13 protein-coding genes are annotated in these 16,440 nt (G+C 60.7%); 7 read left to right on the plus strand and 6 right to left on the minus strand.

From position 1 onward, the window contains the following. Positions 1-72: 72 nt before the first annotated feature. From AC5ZG1_RS06125 to AC5ZG1_RS06140, 4 genes are all read left to right on the plus strand, one after another. Positions 73-393, plus strand: coding sequence for a hypothetical protein (locus AC5ZG1_RS06125; RefSeq protein ID WP_496132330.1), 321 nt, complete (start codon positions 73-75; stop codon positions 391-393). A gap of 62 nt (positions 394-455) precedes the next feature. Further along, positions 456-1,133, plus strand: a complete 678-nt coding sequence (locus AC5ZG1_RS06130; protein WP_496132274.1) for an efflux RND transporter permease subunit — start codon at positions 456-458, stop codon at positions 1,131-1,133. Positions 1,134-2,089: 956 nt separating this feature from the next. Further along, on the plus strand, positions 2,090-2,401 hold the full coding sequence (locus tag AC5ZG1_RS06135) for a hypothetical protein (protein WP_456642153.1): 312 nt from the start codon (positions 2,090-2,092) through the stop codon (positions 2,399-2,401). Positions 2,402-2,492: 91 nt separating this feature from the next. Continuing rightward, positions 2,493-4,301, plus strand: coding sequence for a glycoside hydrolase family 15 protein (locus tag AC5ZG1_RS06140; protein ID WP_496132275.1), 1,809 nt, complete (start codon positions 2,493-2,495; stop codon positions 4,299-4,301). A 59-nt stretch (positions 4,302-4,360) separates the two neighbouring features. Here the strand turns inward: AC5ZG1_RS06140 and AC5ZG1_RS06145 are convergent, their stop codons facing one another. After that, entirely contained in the window at positions 4,361-5,395 is a 1,035-nt protein-coding gene (locus tag AC5ZG1_RS06145; RefSeq protein ID WP_456642150.1) for an SDR family oxidoreductase, read from the minus strand. A 189-nt stretch (positions 5,396-5,584) separates the two neighbouring features. On the opposite strand from AC5ZG1_RS06145, the gene AC5ZG1_RS06150 reads away from it, so the two are divergent. The 3 genes from AC5ZG1_RS06150 to AC5ZG1_RS06160 are packed head-to-tail and all read left to right on the plus strand — an operon-like array spanning position 5,585 to position 11,445. Then, positions 5,585-7,342 carry a thiamine pyrophosphate-dependent enzyme gene (locus AC5ZG1_RS06150; RefSeq protein WP_456642149.1) on the plus strand — a complete coding sequence of 586 codons (1,758 nt, stop codon included), beginning with the start codon at positions 5,585-5,587 and terminating at the stop codon, positions 7,340-7,342. A 9-nt stretch (positions 7,343-7,351) separates the two neighbouring features. Next, entirely contained in the window at positions 7,352-8,446 is a 1,095-nt protein-coding gene (locus AC5ZG1_RS06155) for an enolase C-terminal domain-like protein (RefSeq protein ID WP_456642148.1), read from the plus strand. 32 nt (positions 8,447-8,478) lie between these two features. Next, a complete protein-coding gene (locus tag AC5ZG1_RS06160; protein ID WP_496132276.1) occupies positions 8,479-11,445 on the plus strand; it encodes an FAD-binding and (Fe-S)-binding domain-containing protein in 2,967 nt (988 codons plus the stop codon). 44 nt (positions 11,446-11,489) lie between these two features. On the opposite strand, the gene AC5ZG1_RS06165 is transcribed toward AC5ZG1_RS06160, so the two are convergent. The 5 genes from AC5ZG1_RS06165 to coxB form a co-directional block, all read right to left on the minus strand. Further along, positions 11,490-12,797: a hypothetical protein gene (locus AC5ZG1_RS06165; protein WP_456642146.1), complete on the minus strand. Its 1,308-nt coding sequence runs from the start codon at positions 12,795-12,797 to the stop codon at positions 11,490-11,492. A 154-nt stretch (positions 12,798-12,951) separates the two neighbouring features. Next, a complete protein-coding gene (locus AC5ZG1_RS06170) occupies positions 12,952-13,224 on the minus strand; it encodes a cytochrome C oxidase subunit IV family protein (RefSeq protein WP_456642198.1) in 273 nt (90 codons plus the stop codon). Further along, positions 13,224-13,868, minus strand: coding sequence for a cytochrome c oxidase subunit 3 (locus AC5ZG1_RS06175; RefSeq protein WP_456642145.1), 645 nt, complete (start codon positions 13,866-13,868; stop codon positions 13,224-13,226). The genes AC5ZG1_RS06170 and AC5ZG1_RS06175 overlap by 1 nt, the downstream gene beginning before the upstream one ends. After that, on the minus strand, positions 13,861-15,468 hold the full coding sequence (gene ctaD / locus AC5ZG1_RS06180; protein ID WP_496132277.1) for a cytochrome c oxidase subunit I: 1,608 nt from the start codon (positions 15,466-15,468) through the stop codon (positions 13,861-13,863). The genes AC5ZG1_RS06175 and ctaD overlap by 8 nt, the downstream gene beginning before the upstream one ends. After that, entirely contained in the window at positions 15,465-16,403 is a 939-nt protein-coding gene (gene coxB / locus AC5ZG1_RS06185) for a cytochrome c oxidase subunit II (protein WP_496132278.1), read from the minus strand. The genes ctaD and coxB overlap by 4 nt, the downstream gene beginning before the upstream one ends. Between the last annotated feature and the right edge of the window lie 37 nt (positions 16,404-16,440).

Below are 16,440 nucleotides of genomic sequence, written 5' to 3' on the forward strand. Positions count from 1 at the left end.
AAAAGCGCCTACGATGCCGCCATCGATGCTGCCGACGAAATTGGTCTGGCTGTCGTCGCGACGACATTCGCGATCATCGTGGTTTTCGCGCCCGTTGGACTGATGCCGGGCATTCCGGGCCAATTCTTCAAGGCCTTCTCGGTAGCAGCAAGCGTTCGAGGCCTCGATTGGCCGACACCTGTTGACGGTTCCCGGCGTTCCGATACGTCTCGGGGAGGATGGATCATCCGGCGCGAGGATCCAGCTATCGTTGTTGAGCGACGATCCCGTAGCGCTGGCAGACGCGGCGAGGCAATTGGCCCAGGACATGCGTGCTACGCCCGGATTTCATCGCGCGAGGGTGACAAGCAGCGTCCCGAGACCCGAGCTGCAGATCGTGCCCAAAGGGGATAAGGCGGCGGTTCTTGGGGTCTCCACGGCGACACTCGGCCAGACAAATACCCGTCCGTGTGTTGTTGAACGAAAATGCGCGCACCGATCGTTCTCGCCTGTCGCTTCTTCAGGTGCCGGCCTTCGAGAAGTCGGTGCCGTTATCGTCGGTTGCCGACATCATCTTCGGTTCGGGCCTGGTCCAGATCGAGCGGACGGATCGCACGCGAAGCGAGACGGTAGAGGCGGAATTGAGCGGGCTCACCGTTGGGGAAGCCGAACGTTTGGTAGCGAACTTGCCGTCGATCAGGGGACTGCCAACAGGGGTCGTTTACAGGCCGGCAGGGGACTCCGAGCGCATGCAGGAGTTGTTTAATGGCTTCAAGCTTGCGGTGAGTTCGGCAATCGTCCTGCTCTTCGTCGTTCTTGCCCTCCTTTTCAACGGCTTCGTTCAGCCTGTCACCATCCTGACAGCTCTCCCTCTGTCCATTGGTGGCGCGCTCGGCCTACTGCTTCTGACACGAACGTCGATATCGATGCCGGTGCTGATCGGCATCCTGATGCTGATGGGAATCGCGGCGAAGAATTCGATCCTCCTGGTCGAGTACGCGATCGTCGCCCGGCGCGACAGCGGTCTGGATCGTGTGCAGGCCCTCTTGGATGCAGCTCGCAAACGAGCCCGGCCGATCGTGATGACAACGATCGCGATGAGCGCTGGCATGGGGCCGATGCAGAACGGCGCGCACCTATGGCAATTGCTGTGATCGGAGGGCTATTCAGCTCAACAGTTCTCAGTCGGGTGTACGTCCCTGCCTTTTTTACGATCATGGACGATCTGCAACACTGGATCACGAAACGCGTCGGAGCAAGCAAAATGAAAATGGCTTGATGGTCGGATGATCTGATCTCGACGCAACGACGAAGGATAAAGATCATGTTTAGGCGTGGGATACTCATCTTGTGGATTATGGGATGGCCACTCTTGACCGCAGTCGTAGCCATGACGCCGGCTTCCGCGCAGCAGGGATTCGATAATCTGGCCGGCTCATGGATCACGGCATTGCTGGCCGTTCGCACAAAAACGCCAATCGTTTGCGATGGAATCGCCGGGGGCGTGGGTTTCACAAGTCTCGATTGATCTTCTTCGAGATACCCGATGAATCGCCTGAGGTCCGACAGGCACGCCCTGCTGCGTCGTGAGCGTCGGCACATCGCGCTCCGCAATCTGGTGTGTTTCGCCGCCCCGGCCGCGCCGGATACTGGCATCTGCCACGCGGGCGCTGGTGAGTTTGTTGGGTTCGGTGGGGCTAGCCATGACGCCTCGCAGTTCTGTCCAGGGGAAAGCGCGGAAACAGGGTTGTCTGCCGGTTCAAACGCCGCGCGCCGAAGAACGATCAGTTCGCGGCGGAAAAAAAGTTCCGCGAGGTCGGTGCGGCTATAACCCAGGTTAAGTGAGTGCGACCGCATCAGCGCGGATCGACCTGACATGAGCCATAAGAACTTCGCATCGCACGCTGCGTTGTCCAGTCCAATCATGGCACCGCGCAGCGGGGACGTTCCGTGGGCAAGATCGTGCTTGCGGTTGACTGAGTTTCTATTCCCTCGGTCGCAGCGAGCGCGATCGGCGCGGAAGAACCAATTGGCAACCGGAGGTTTTCGCCAATAGCCTGACGCGAAAGTCTGGGATGTTCGTCAGGTCGAACGAGGAAAGGAGGCACCAATGATCGCCAGCCATACCAGGAACAAGGAAAGCGAAGCGCACACCACCATCGATCACGAACTGATCCGCGATTGGGTGGAAGAACGCGGCGGCCATCCGGCAACGGTCAAGGTCACCGAACAGCACGGCGCTGCCGGAATCCTGCGCATCGACTTCGCGCCGAAGGATGAGGCACTTGACGAGATTGGTTGGGACGAGTTCTTCCGCAAGTTCGATGCGTCTGAACTGGCGTTCCTTTACCAGGATGTGACCAGGGAAGGTAGGCCGAGTCGGTTCCACAAGTTCGTGCGCCGATCGCCTGGCAGTAGCTAAGAACGGATCCGGTAGGCCTGGATGGGGACAAGGCGCAACTTCCCTGTTTGGCTTTGCGCCTGCGGAACTGGCGCCGAAGCGGCTAATGCTAATGACTGGCGGATTTCAGCAGCCGGCAATCCGGGATTATGGCATTATTGGAGATTGCCGGACGGCGGCGTTGATCTCGCGCGAGGGATCGCTCGACTGGCTATGTCTCCCTGATTTTTCCAGCGCCAGTGTGTTTGCTCGGCTGCTCGATCGACGCGGCGGGCATTTTTCGATCAAGCCGCGCTCAAGGTTCGCGACCAGCCGCCGCTATCTTCCCGCCACCGCAGTCCTGGAAACAACCTTTGAGACGGATAGTGGTGCGGCGCGGCTCACCGATCTCTGCCCCATTGCCGACAGCCTGAGTGCGCTTGAGCCTATGCGGGAAATCTTGCGCGTGATTGAAGGTATCGAGGGCCGAGTGGATCTGGAGATCGAATTTGTACCGCGCCCGAATTACAGCCGCGCGAAACCTGCGGTTGGTCGGATTGCCGACGGCGTCTGGACATTCGGCTGGTCGTACCAGTTGCTTCTTCTCAATGGCAGTCTCGGCTTTATCCACGATGAAGAAGCGTTGCGGGGAACGGTTAGTACGACCCCCGGCAAACGCGAATACTTGAGCCTTTCTTACACCGAAGGCGACATCGGCACGATTGCGCCGCTGGATTCAGAAGCTGACGCCCGTTGCGAGCGCACCATTGCGTGGTGGCGCGACTGGAGCAAGGCTTGCCAATTCGAGGGGCCGGAGCGGGATGCTGTCCTGCGAAGCGCGATAACGCTCAAGCTCTTGACGTTTTGCCTCTCCGGTGCGGTTGTGGCGGCGCCAACGACCTCGCTTCCGGAGGAGATAGGTGGTGAACGCAACTGGGACTATCGTTATTGTTGGTTGCGCGATGCCGGCCTGACCATGGGTGCCTTTGTCGAGCTGGGATTTCACCAGGAGGCGGCAGCGTATCTCGGCTGGCTCTTGCATGCCACTCGCCTTAGTAGGCCCAATCTCAGCATCCTCTATGACGTCTACGGACGAACAAACCTGCGCGAAAGGAAGCTCGATCAGTTCGCCGGCTTCCGCGATTCTTCTCCAGTTCGAGTTGGGAATAGCGCCGTCCGCCAATTTCAGCTCGATGTCCACGGCCAGGTTATCGCTGCCGCGCAGGCGTTTGCCGCGTCAGGTTGCAAACTCGACCGGACCGAAGCTCGGATGCTCGCAAGCCTCGGTCAAACGGTCTGCAAGCGATGGTCTGTTTGCCGAGGAGATGGAGCCGCGCTCGCGCGCCGCGCTGGGCAACTATCCTCAAGCTTTCTCGCATGTGGGCTTGATCCATTCTGCGCTATCGATCCGGCAGGCACGTCGGGAGGCAGCACGATGAATCCGTTCGGTGCCTCCTTTTTGTTCCCCGCGCTATGGGGGCTCATTGCCACACTAACCATGACCTCCATTCTGGAGGCGAGCCGGGGAGGTGGTTTTTCCCGGCTCAGCCTGCCATTCTTGCTTGGCACGTTTTTCACAGGCCACCGGCGGCGAGCGATGCTTCTCGGCTTTGTGGTCTACGCCATCGGCGGTTGGCTGTTTGCATTCGTCTATTTCTTGCTGTTTGCGAGCGTTCGCATCTACACATGGTGGTTTGGGGCACTGGCTGGCCTCGTCCATGGCCTGTTTCTGCTCACCTGCGCGCTGCCGCTTTTGCCCTTTGTGCATCCTCGAATGGCCTCGGAATATCATTCGGCAACTTCGATCCGGCAGCTTGAGCCGCCTGGATTCCTGGCGATGAATTATGGCTATCACACGCCGTTGAGCACGCTGATCGCCCAGATTGTCTACGGGGCAACGCTCGGTGGGTTCGTGCAGCTTGCACACGGCGCAGGCCTGTGAGTCCAGGTCCGAGAAAACCGCGACCGGAACGATCGGGGGTGTCCACTATTCGGGCAGGCTTACCGCCGCTGCCACTCGATGCGCCGGCGGGCATTTCCTCTTCCGCGGCTCAACGAGCTCAGCGCCAGCAGCGCCGCCGCGCATGCGGCAACCGCAGCCAGCCGGGCAAAGGGACCGGGAAGCACGAGCGCACTGTCCCGTGCCTCGCTTCCGAAACGGCCGCGCGTCCGATGCAGGTCATGGACCGGCTCGATCAGATTATCCTTGCGATCGAGCGCCACAGGCACTGGCGTCTCCTGCCCAGCGAATGTTGTTTTGGCAAGATAATGATCCAGCAAGCCCGGCAGCAACATATTTCCCAGGATAACTTTCAACGTGCTCAACCCGATCCAATACTCCCGCGCTGGATACGACGCTGCGCGGAAGATCGCATCCGCAATCACCTCGGGCTGAACGAGCGGCGCTACCGGCCGGGGCTGGTGGGCCATGTGGGTGCGCGCCCAATCGAATTGCGGCGTGTTGACGGCCGGCAACTCCACGGCGGTCACCCTGATCGGGCTCTTGGCATGCATGAGCTCGGCGCGCAGCGAGTTCGTGAAGCCGCGGATCGCATGCTTGGCCCCGCAATACGCGGCTTGGAGCGGAATGCCGCGAAAAGCCAGCGCCGAGCCAACCTGAATAATCGTGCCGCGATTCCGCCGACGCATATGACGCAAAGCCGCCATCGTACCGTGCACCACGCCGAGATAGGTCACCTCAGTGACACGCCGGAATTCGGCCGGCGTCATGTCCCACACGGGCGAAAAGACGGTGACCATCGCATCGTTGATCCACACGTCGATCGGCCCAAATTGCCGCACAATGGAGTCTGCCGCTGCGAACACCTCATCCGGATTTGAGACGTCAGCCGGCGCGACGAAACCGGCGCCCCCAAGCCCCTCGAGTTCGCCCTTCACGTCATTCAGTGCGTCGGCATCGCGCGCAATCAATCCGACGCGAGCGCCGGCTCGCGCAAAACGATGCGCGGCGGCCCGGCCCACACCAGCGGAGGCGCCCGTGATCACGACGTTGCAGTTTCGAAGCTCACCAGACATGTGCGAACCGTGTCTCACATATGGATCAGTCTCTCCGGGTGGCCGGGCTTATGCCGCATGCCGATCTCACATCAGACCAACCGCGCGTCCAGCGAAGAAGTTCCTGAAAATCGCGGGCTTATAGGAACGGTCCCGGAGTCAGCTTGTTCTTCGCAAAGGGACGACGTTACAACCTTATCGGACGCACCCATGGCATCCTCCACCGCATCAGATGTCCTGGTCGAGACGCTGCTCGACTGGGGTGTCGATACCGTCTTCGGGCTTCCGGGTGATGGCATCAATGGCATTATCGAGGCCCTGCGCACGCGCCAGGACCGGATCAAATTCGTCCAGGTCCGTCATGAAGAAGCCGCGGCCTTCAACGCCTGTGCCTACGCGAAGTGGACGGGCCGGCTCGGCGTATGCCTTGCAACATCAGGTCCCGGTGGCATCCATCTTCTTAACGGTCTCTACGACGCCAAGCTCGATGGGCAATCCGTGCTGGCCATCACCGGCCTGCAATTTCACGACTTGCTCCACACATTCACGCAGCAGGACGTGGAACTTGACAAGCTCTTTATGGACGTGTGCGTCTACAACAGCCGCGTGATGGGTCCACACCACGTCCAGAATATCGTGGAACTGGCCTGCCGGACCGCGCTTGCCTACCACGGTGTCGCCCATGTGACCATTCCGGTTGACATGCAATCGCAGCCTGTAAGCGCCGGCAAGAGATCGGCACGCAACGTGCCAAACCATGTTTCGGATCTGATGGCCCGCTCGGCGCAGACCGCAAGCGACGAGCAGCTCGCCAAAGCATCCGAGATCCTTAAGGTCGGCAAGAAGACAGCCATTCTTGCAGGCCGCGGAGCGCTCGATGCGCGCAACGAGGTTCTCGCTGTAGCGGAGCGCCTCGGCGCGCCGGTCATCAAGCCACTTCTTGGCAAGGGGGCGATCCCCGACGACAGTCCGTATTCGGCCGGCGGCATTGGCCTTCTCGGAACCAAACCCGCGCAGGAAGCACTGGAAAGCTGTGACACGCTTCTGATTGCCGGCAGCACGTTCCCCTACATCGAGTTTTATCCAAAGCCGGGTCAGGCGCGCGCCGTCCAGATCGATGTCGATCCGCAGCGGATCGGGCTGCGGTATCCAGTCGAGGCAGGCCTGGTGGGTGATACCGGCAAGGTACTTCAGGCTCTGCTGCGGCAGCTTGATTATCGTGACGATCGTTCGTTCCTGCAACAGACCCAGGAGGGGATGAAGGAATGGAACGCGTTGATGAGCCAGCGCGGCACCAATAGCCAAAAGCCGATGAAACCTGAGCGCGTAGCGTACGAGCTCAACAAGCTTCTTTCCGATGATGCGATCGTGGCAACCGATTCCGGAACAATCACCACCTGGATAGCCCGACACCTGGTCATGCGCGGCAATATGATGTTCTCGTGCTCCGGCAATCTCGCGACCATGGCGTGCGGCTTGCCCTATGCGATTGCGGCTGCGGTGGCTTTCCCGGGCAGGCAGGTTGTGGCGTTTGTTGGCGACGGCGGTCTCACCATGCTGATGGGCGAGCTTGCCACCTGCGTGAAATACGGCCTCGACGTAAAAATCGTGGTTATCAAGAACAACTCCCTCGGGCAGATCAAATGGGAGCAGATGGTGTTCCTGGGCAATCCGGAATACGTCTGCGATCTGCAGCCGATCGACTTTGCAGCGGTGGCGCGCGGCTTTGGTGTGAGCGCGTTCAGTGTCGACGATCCGGCGCAGTGCGGCGAGGTGCTGCGCGAGGCGCTGAGCACGCGCGGCCCGGCATTGATCGAAGCGGTGGTCGATCCGCACGAACCGCCGATGCCGCCGAAGGCGACTTTGACGCAGATCACGCATTTGGCCGAATCGCTCGTTCGCGGCACGCCGGCGAAGGGCAAGATCGCACTGACCATCGGCTCGGATGTGGTCCGCGAAATCATTTGAGTCGGAGCGATGGGCGAAGAGACAAGGATCAGGCGTCTGGCAGCACGGTCGTATCGCATTCCGACGGATGCGCCGGAAGCAGACGGTACGATCGCCTGGTCGGCTACGACGCTCGTGCTGGTCGAGGTCGACGCCGGAGGTGCAACCGGCGTTGGCTACAGCTATGGCAGCGCAGCTACCGCCGAGATCGTGAATAACGAACTCGCGTCGACCTTGCGCGAGCAGAATGCGCTGGCGATTCCGGCGCTCTGGCTTGCCATGGTGACGGCGGTGCGCAACATTGGTTGGCGCGGCGTGTGTGCGTGCGCAATTTCGGCCGTCGACGTGGCGCTGTGGGATTTGAAAGCGCGCCTGTTGAAAATGCCGCTGGCAGATCTCCTCGGACGTGAACGGGCCGAAGTGCCGATCTATGGCAGCGGTGGCTTCACCTCCTATTCCGAGGGGCGCCTGTGCGAGCAGTTGAGCGACTGGGTAGAAAGAGACGGTTGCCGATTCGTCAAGATGAAGGTCGGAACGGCGCCCGAGCATGATCTGGCTCGCGTCCGGGCGGCGAAAGCGGCGGTCGGCTCCGCGGAGCTTTACGTCGATGCCAACGGGGCCTACCGGCGTAAGCAGGCGCTCGAATTCGCCAGGCAGTTCGCCTCGCTCGGTGTGACCTGGTTCGAGGAGCCGGTGTCGAGCGACGATCTTGAGGGATTGCGACTGCTGCGTGACCGCGCTCCGAACGGAATGGAGATTGCAGCCGGTGAATACGGCTACGAGCCGGTCTACTTTCGGCGCATGCTTGAAGCCGGCAGCGTCGACGTGCTGCAGGCCGATGCCACCCGATGCGGCGGCTATACAGGCTTTCTGAAGGTCGCGGCGCTCGCGGATGCATGGAACCTGCCGCTGTCAGCGCACACCGCGCCAAGCTTGCATCTGCCGGTCTGCTCTGCCGCGCCACGGCTTCGTCATATCGAATGGTTTTACGACCATGTGCGTCTCGAGCAGATGGTGTTCGATGGCGTGCAGCAGCCAAGGAACGGCGTGATTTCGCCCGATTCATCACGCCGCGGCCATGGGCTGACCTTCAAGGAAAAGGATGCCCAACGTTTGGCCGCCTGAGGAGGGGGCAATTGCGGTCGCAGGAGATCCGCATGAGCCACGTCATTGAAATCGATCATCGCAAACGGCGGGACTTGCGGCGCCGCATCGAGTACGCTCCGGGCGGAAGGATCACAAGCGAGAGTGCTGCCGGCCCGCCAAGGCAATATGAAGAGCTTGGCCGCGAGCTCGCCAAAGCCGTGGACGGAGAGGTGCGCTTCGATTCCGGCGACCGAGCGCTGTATGCGACCGATGCTTCGAATTACCGCCAGGTGCCGATCGGGGTCATTATCCCGCGTACCGCGGCAGCGATCGCAAAGACGGCTGAGCTGTGCCGCAAATTCGATGCTCCCATTGTCATGCGCGGAGGCGGCACGAGCCTGGCCGGCCAGGGATGCAACGTCGCTGTTCTGATCGATTGCTCCAAATATTTGAACCGGGTGATCTCGATCGATGCCGTTTCGCGGCTTGCCGAGGTCGAGCCCGGCTGCATTCTCGACAATTTGCGCACTACCGCTCAGCGGCATCAGCTCACCTTTGGTCCTGATCCCGCGACCCACGATCACAATACGCTCGGTGGTATGATCGGCAACAATTCGTGCGGCGTGCATTCCGTGGTGGCCAGGCGCACCTCCGATAACGTCGAGGCGCTCGACATTCTCACCTATGATGGTCTGCGCTTCGAGGTCGGGCCCACCGGAGAAGAGGCGCATCGGCAGCATCTGGCGGCCGGAGGGCGCCGCGCGGAAATCTTCCGGCAACTCGACGAGTTTCGTCACCGCTATCGCGATCTTATCCTGGCGAAATACCCCAAAATCCCCCGTCGCGTATCCGGCTACGAGAATCTTGACGAATTGCTGCCAGAGCGTGGCTTCAACGTGGCGCGCGCCCTGGTCGGAACGGAAGGCACATGCGCCATCGTTCTTCGTGCCACGCTCAACCTGATGCCGTATCTCAGTCATCGCGTGCTTGTTATCATCGGCTTTGAGGACGTCTATGCGGCCGCCGATGCTGTGCCGGACGTGCTCGGCTTCGAGCCTATCGGGCTTGAAGGCATCGACGATCTGCTGGTCGAGTTCATCCGGAAAAAGCATCTTCACCCTGAGGAACTGAAGATGATGCCGGGGGGCGGAGGCTGGCTTGTGGCGGAATTTGGTGGCGACAGTGCCGATGCCGCGACTGCCAAGGCCAATCCGCTGGCCGAGGAATTCAAGCGGCGTGGACACGACGCCAAGCTGCTGGACAAGCCGGAGCAGCAGAAGGAGATCTGGGAAGTTCGCGAGGCGGCGCTGGCGGCCACCGCCCACGTGCCCGACTGGCCCGAAACATATCCCGGATGGGAAGACAGTGCTGTCCGCCGAGAGGACTTGGGGCGTTATCTGCGCGAGCTGAAGGCGCTCTATCGCCAGCATGGTTATGATGCATCCGTCTATGGCCATTTTGGCGACGGCCTTGTGCACTGCCGCGTGCCCTTCGATCTTCGTACAGAAGCCGGCCTGTCGAACTGGCAGCAGTTTTTGGACGAAGCCGCTGATCTGGTGGTGCGTTACGGGGGATCGCTATCGGGCGAGCACGGGGACGGCCAGGCTCGCGCCAGCCTGTTGGAGAAGATGTACGGCCCCGAATTGATGCAGGCATTCCGTGAGTTCAAGGCGATATGGGATCCCGATGGGAGGATGAATCCGGGCAAGGTGATTGACCCGTTTCCGCCGACTTCGAACTTGCGGCTTGGCCCGAGCTACCAGCCGCCGGATGTACCGACCTACTTCGCCTACAACGAGGACCACCAGAGCTTCGCCAGGGCGACCCGCCGCTGCGTCGGCGTCGGAGCTTGCCGCCGCCGCGACAGCACCAAGAGCGTGATGTGCCCAAGCTACATGGCCACCAACGAGGAGAAGCATTCGACGCGAGGTCGTGCGCGGCTCCTGTTCGAAATGTTGCACGGCGGGCCCATCGACGATCTCTGGCGAAGTACGGAAGTCGAGGAGGCGCTCGATCTCTGTCTGGGGTGCAAGGGCTGCAAGCACGACTGCCCCGTCCAGGTGGACATGGCGACCTACAAAGCCGAGTTCCGTGCACACCATTATGAGGGCCGCTTGCGGCCGCGCGCCGCCTATTCGATGGGCTTGATTCATGAATGGTCGCGTCTCGCCAGCTCGGCGCCGTGGCTTGCCAATGCGCTGTTCCAATGGCCGGGCTTGTCAGCGGCGACCAAATGGGTCGGCGGAATCGCCCCGCAGCGGACAATGCCGAGCTATGCGCGCCGATCCTTTGTGCAATGGTTCCGGTGGCGCGGCGAGCGGGCAGCCGGCTCGCGGGTCATGTTGTGGCCTGACACATTCAACAACTATTTTCGTCCGCAAACCGCTATTGCCGCGACACATGTGCTGGAGACGCTTGGCTACACCGTGCTGATTCCCGACCGTCCGCTTTGCTGCGGACGACCGCTCTATGACTGGGGCATGCTTGATCGTGCCAAAGCGCTTTGGCTGCGTGCCTTCGCTGCACTTGAGCCGGCGCTTAGGCTCGGCATACCCATTGTCGGGCTGGAGCCGGCCTGTGTCAGCGCATTCCGCGACGAACTGCCAAACCTGTTTCCGGGAAACGAGCACGCCCAGCGCCTGGCGCACCAGACGCTCTTCCTGACTGAGTTTCTCGACCGCGACGCTGCGAACGAGGCGCTTGGTCGGGTTTCGGGCGCGGCACTGGTTCAGCTGCATTGCCATCATCACGCAGTGCTCAAGCCGCAAAGCGAACAGAACGTCCTCGATCGCCTCGGCCTGGAGTATCAGGTCATGAAATCCGGCTGTTGCGGAATGGCCGGAGCTTTTGGATTTGAGAAGGAGAAATACGACATATCCATCTCGGCAGCCGAACGCGTCCTGTTGCCGACGATACGCGAGGCGGGCGCCGACACGATCATTCTCGCCAACGGTTTTAGTTGCCGCGAACAGATCGAGCAATGCACGGGCCGCCGAACGAAGCACGTCGCGGAAGTGATCGCTGACGCCATGCACTGAGCTCTGACGGGCACCGGCATTGCCGCCTTTTCAAGTGAAAGGCGCTATCGGAATGCCCCTATGGGCAATCCTGCAGAGCGAAACGGTTGCTCCTCATGCGCTGACCACCATTGGGCCACGGCTTGCGCGACGCGATCCCAAATTGATGTAGGCAAGTCGGGGATCGCGATTCTGACGAGGTAGCGATTGCGTGTCTTGTCTTGGAACCACTCCGCTGCACCGAAATCGAAACCAAAGCTTCCTGCGTGACGTAACGGCAACCCGGCCTTCCTCAGGTCGCCGCACAAGTCCGCTGCCATTTGCCTCGTTTGCCTCTCATCAAGCATCCGCTTTGGCGTGAGCGTCACATACAGCCCGTGGCCAAAATGAAGCTCTCCCGACGAGCCGGCGAGCGTGGATGCAAAATAGCGCGCAGTCCTTCTGCCGTTCCGCAAGATTGCTGAGACGCGCTTATTGGTGAGATCCCGATAGGCTCTCGTTCCGACATAGGGCGGGAAATGCGCCGGCAACGCTGCGCTGCCGAACAGTCGAACGGCCTTTCGCATCTCCCTCGCAAGCGCCTCCAGTTGTGCCTGATGCACACGGTGCGCTTCGCAAGCGACAAAGACAGCGGAGCCGAGCCGGCCGTATTCCAACCCAAGGGAGTCGAGCTTGGTGTGGCTGCGTACAAGCACGATCGGAATTTCCCAACGATGCGCCCAATTCAGGACGCGGCGGATGCGCCCCGAGCCGCTGGAGAAGCAGGTTGTGTCGAAAACGATGAGATCAAGGCGCGGGTTTGCGCCGCGAAGCGTCGTCTCGAATGCGGCCGCGGGTGCACATGAGTCCAAGAGAAGCACCCGCAATCGTCGCGCCCGAGACGCGACCTCGCCGGGTGAGCTTTTCAGCAGCATCGGCCGCAAATGGCGGGCATGACTTTCGATCAGCTCCAGCGTTTCACTATAAGAGCCAGGTAGTACCAAGATGTCCGCCTCTGGCATCATTTGTGCCGATGCCAGCAGCAGCGCCGATATCGCGGCCATCCCCGAGGAGGTATAGATCGTCTCATTGGCTGCCGCGTCGTCGAATTGATAAAACGACGGGCCCCGTACGTCCAGGTCGGCGCGCTGGTAGCCATAGCTGAATTCGAATGGTCCCGCGCGCAGTCGATCCGGATACGCCCATGCAGTCTCCGTGAGCGCCCAATCGTGCAGCGCATGCTCAGCCTTCAGGGCCGCGGCCAGTTGAAATTTCCGTTCAATGACCTCAGCGACCGAGGCGGGATGGCGCAACGACAGAGGAGTGCTGAGGAAGCGGTTCAGCAAGTTGAGCTCTTCGTGCTTTCTGTGGAGATATGCCTCGAGGGTTTCCATGCCCGGCCTTCATTTTTGTCCGCGCATTATGATTAACGTATCTACGAGGAATTGGGTCCTTGGCCGGTCCGGTCGGCTCACGAGCTATGGAATGCATTACGGCTGGGGCAGGCGACTTCCGCATTGCCGCCATGAAACCGGGCTGCAGCGAGCCTTAGGTCCGGGTCAGGAAGTCCATTAGTCCGAGCCACAGCAGGATTGCCAGCCAGAACAGTCCGGCAGCCGCAAAGATCAGGGCCCGTGGCCCGCGGTGCCAGAGTTCCATGAATACGGCAGCAACGACCGAAGCCTTCAGAGCGGCGATGCTGAGCGCGACCATCGCGTTGCCGTTCCCAAGCGGGATGTAAGACAGGCTGACCGTGAGTGCGAGCAAAGCAAGCAGCACAAGCCAGGCGGCGAGCAGCGGAATTGAAGGGCGCGAAGGCATCACGAGACCGATCTCCCGGGAAGATAGATGAGAGCAAACAAGAAGATCCAGACTACATCGACGAAGTGCCAATAGAGTGCCGCGCTATGCAAGGCCGCTCGATGGCGCAGGTCCGCTGATCTGCGGATCAGCACGACAAGCGTCGCGAGGATGGCGATGCCAACGATCATGTGCAGCGCATGGATCGCGGTTGCGATGAAATAGAACGCGAAGAACAGCTGGACGCCGTTGGCGAGCGGACCGTCGAATGTAAAGTCGATGCCGGGAACGAGATGTTCGTCATATTCGCTTCTATATTCGACGCCCTTGAGCACGATGAACACGAGACCGAGAATGATTGCGCCGGCAAGCAGAGCGGGGCAAGCTCTTCGAGCCTCCGCGCTATAAGACTCCACCGCCCAAGCGACCAGAAAGCTCGACGTGAGCAGGATCGCCGTATTGGCCGTGCCGATCAGAAGATCGGTGTGTCGGCCTGCCGCCAGGAAGCTTGCGGGATAGGCGTGCCGGTAGACGAAATAGGAAAGCACCAGGCCGCCGAACAGAAGCACCTCGGTCGCAATGAAGACCCACATGCCGAGTTCAGCGGTGTGATCACGATGCTCAACGGAAATGAACTGCGGCGCAAACGAGCGGGTCTCAGGCATTTTGTGGTTCTGCCTTGAAGTCGGAGGAATACTGGTACGGCGCACGCGTGACGACCGGCTGCACCTCAAAGTTAAATTCCGGTGGCGGCGAGGGTGTCTGCCATTCCAGTCCCGGCGCGTTCCACGGATTGGCCGGCGAGCGTCGCCCGAAGAAGGCGGAATAGGCGAGATAGAGTAATGGGAGGAGGTAGGCGACCGCGAGAATCACGGCGCCTCCGGAAGACAGCACATTCCATAATTGGAATTCGGGCGGATAGACATGGTAGCGCCGCGGCATCCCCTCCGCGCCGAGGATGAATTGCGGGAAGAAGGTCAGGTTGAAACCAACGAAAATCAGCACCGCCGCGGTCCGCGCCCAATATTCCGAGTAGAGCCGGCCACTGATCTTCGGCCACCAATAGTGCAGGCCGCCGAAATAGGCGGTTACCATGCCGCCGACCATGATGTAGTGGAAATGCGCGACGACGAAGTAGGTATCGGTCGCATGCACGTCAAAGGCCAGGCAGGCGAGGAACAATCCCGTGAGGCCGCCGATGGTGAACAGTCCGATGAAAGCTAGCGCATAGAGCATCGGCGCATCAAAGCGGATCGAACCCTTGTGCAGCGTCGCGGTCCAATTGAAGACCTTGATGGCCGAGGGCACCGCGACCATGAAGCTCATGAAGGAGAAGACGAGACTCGCCAGCACGGATTGGCCGCTGACGAACATGTGGTGTCCCCACACCAAGAAGCCGATCGCCGCGATGGCAAGGCTTGCCCAAGCCACGAAATGGTAACCGAAGACTTGTTTGCGCGCGAAGCAGGAAATCAGTTCGTTGACCACCCCCATGCCGGGCAGGATCATGATGTACACTGCGGGGTGTGAATAGAACCAGAACAGGTGCTGAAAGAGCAGGGGATCGCCACCGATCCGTGGATCGAAGATGCCGACACCGAAAACGCGCTCGACTGCGATCAACAGCAGCGCCATCGCCAGCACCGGCGTGGCCAGTACCAAGATCAGAGAGGTCGCATAGAGCGACCACAGAAACAGCGGCAGCCGGATCCAGGTCATTCCCGGCGCGCGCAACTGGTGGATGGTGACGATGAAGTTCAGCCCGGTCAGGATCGAGGAGAAGCCGGAGATGAAGATGCCGGTCACCGCCGCAATGACGTAGCTGTTGGAGTAAAGTGTTGAAAATGGCGCGTAGAAGGTCCAGCCAGTGTCGACGCCGCCGGCAACAATCGCAAACAGCGTCACGGTGCCGCCGAGCATGAAGAGATACCAGCTCATCAGGTTGAGCCGAGGAAAAGCGAGATCGCGCGCGCCGATCATCAGCGGCGCGATAAAGTTGCCAAGGGTGTTGGGAATGGATGGGATGAGGAAGAACCACACCATGATGATGCCATGCATGGTGAACAGGCGATTGTAGATGTCGTCGGCGACGAGATCCGCCTGCGGTGTCGCGAGCTCGATCCGCATCGCGGTCGCCGCTGCGCCGCCGACGAAGAAGAAGAACGTAATGCTGGCGAAATACAGGATCGCGATGCGCTTGTGGTCAGTGGTCAGGAACCATGAGCGCAGCGTGTAGTCGGCGGTGAGATAGTCCTTGGTGCTCATGGCTGGCTTCCGATCGATTTGATGTAGCTGGCCAGGCGCAGGAGCTGATCCTCGTTCACCTTGCCGGCGAAGGAAGGCATATCGGCCTGGTAACCCGCGACGATCTGGCTGTCCGGCAACAGGATCGAGTCCCGAATGTATTTTTCGTCGGCAATCACGATGCTGCCGTCAGCCAGCGGCACTGGGCTGCCATAGACGCCCTCGAGCGGTGGCGCGCGGATCTTGCTGCCGGCGCCGTGACAACCGCTGCAACCGAGCTGCCTGAAGAGGCTGGCGCCTTCCTGGGCGAGCGGGCTGGACGGGCCTTGCTGCGTGAGCCAGTTGGCGAAGTCGGCGGCTTGCATCGCGACGATCTCGCCGGTCATGCCGGAATGAGCGGTCCCGCAATATTCGGCGCAGAATAGATGATAGTGACCGGGCGTTGTGGCCTTGATCTCGAGATCCTGGTAACGGCCCGGAACGACATCGTGCTTCAGCCGCAGCGCCGGAATGAAGAAACTGTGAATGACGTCCTGCGACGCCATGACCAGACGGACCGGGCGCCCCACCGGGATGTGCAGTGCATTGATCTCGGACTGGCCGCCGGCGTGTTGGACTTTCCACATCCATTGCTTCGCTACGACGAAGATCGACACGTCGTCCCGATGAGCGTTGTAGCTGTCGAGAAAGAGCGTGGCGCCCCAGATGAAGAGAGCGAGAAAACCGATCAGCGTTGCAGCGGTCCAGGCGATCTCCAGACGCCAGGTCTTTCCGATGCGATCGCCGCGCTCGGCCGGATTGCCGGCGCGATAGCGCACGCAAAACAATAACAGAAGAAAGAACAATAGCCCGAGCACCAGCAGGCTGACGAAAATGAGACCCGCAAACAGAAGATCGACGTCGTCGCCGTGAGGCGATACGCCAGACCGCCAGAATGGAATCCACTGATGCCACATCGCCGGCGCTCGTTACCGGGGCTTTCGTGGGCTCGAC

It is taken from the genome of Bradyrhizobium sp. Leo78, from assembly GCF_059512425.1.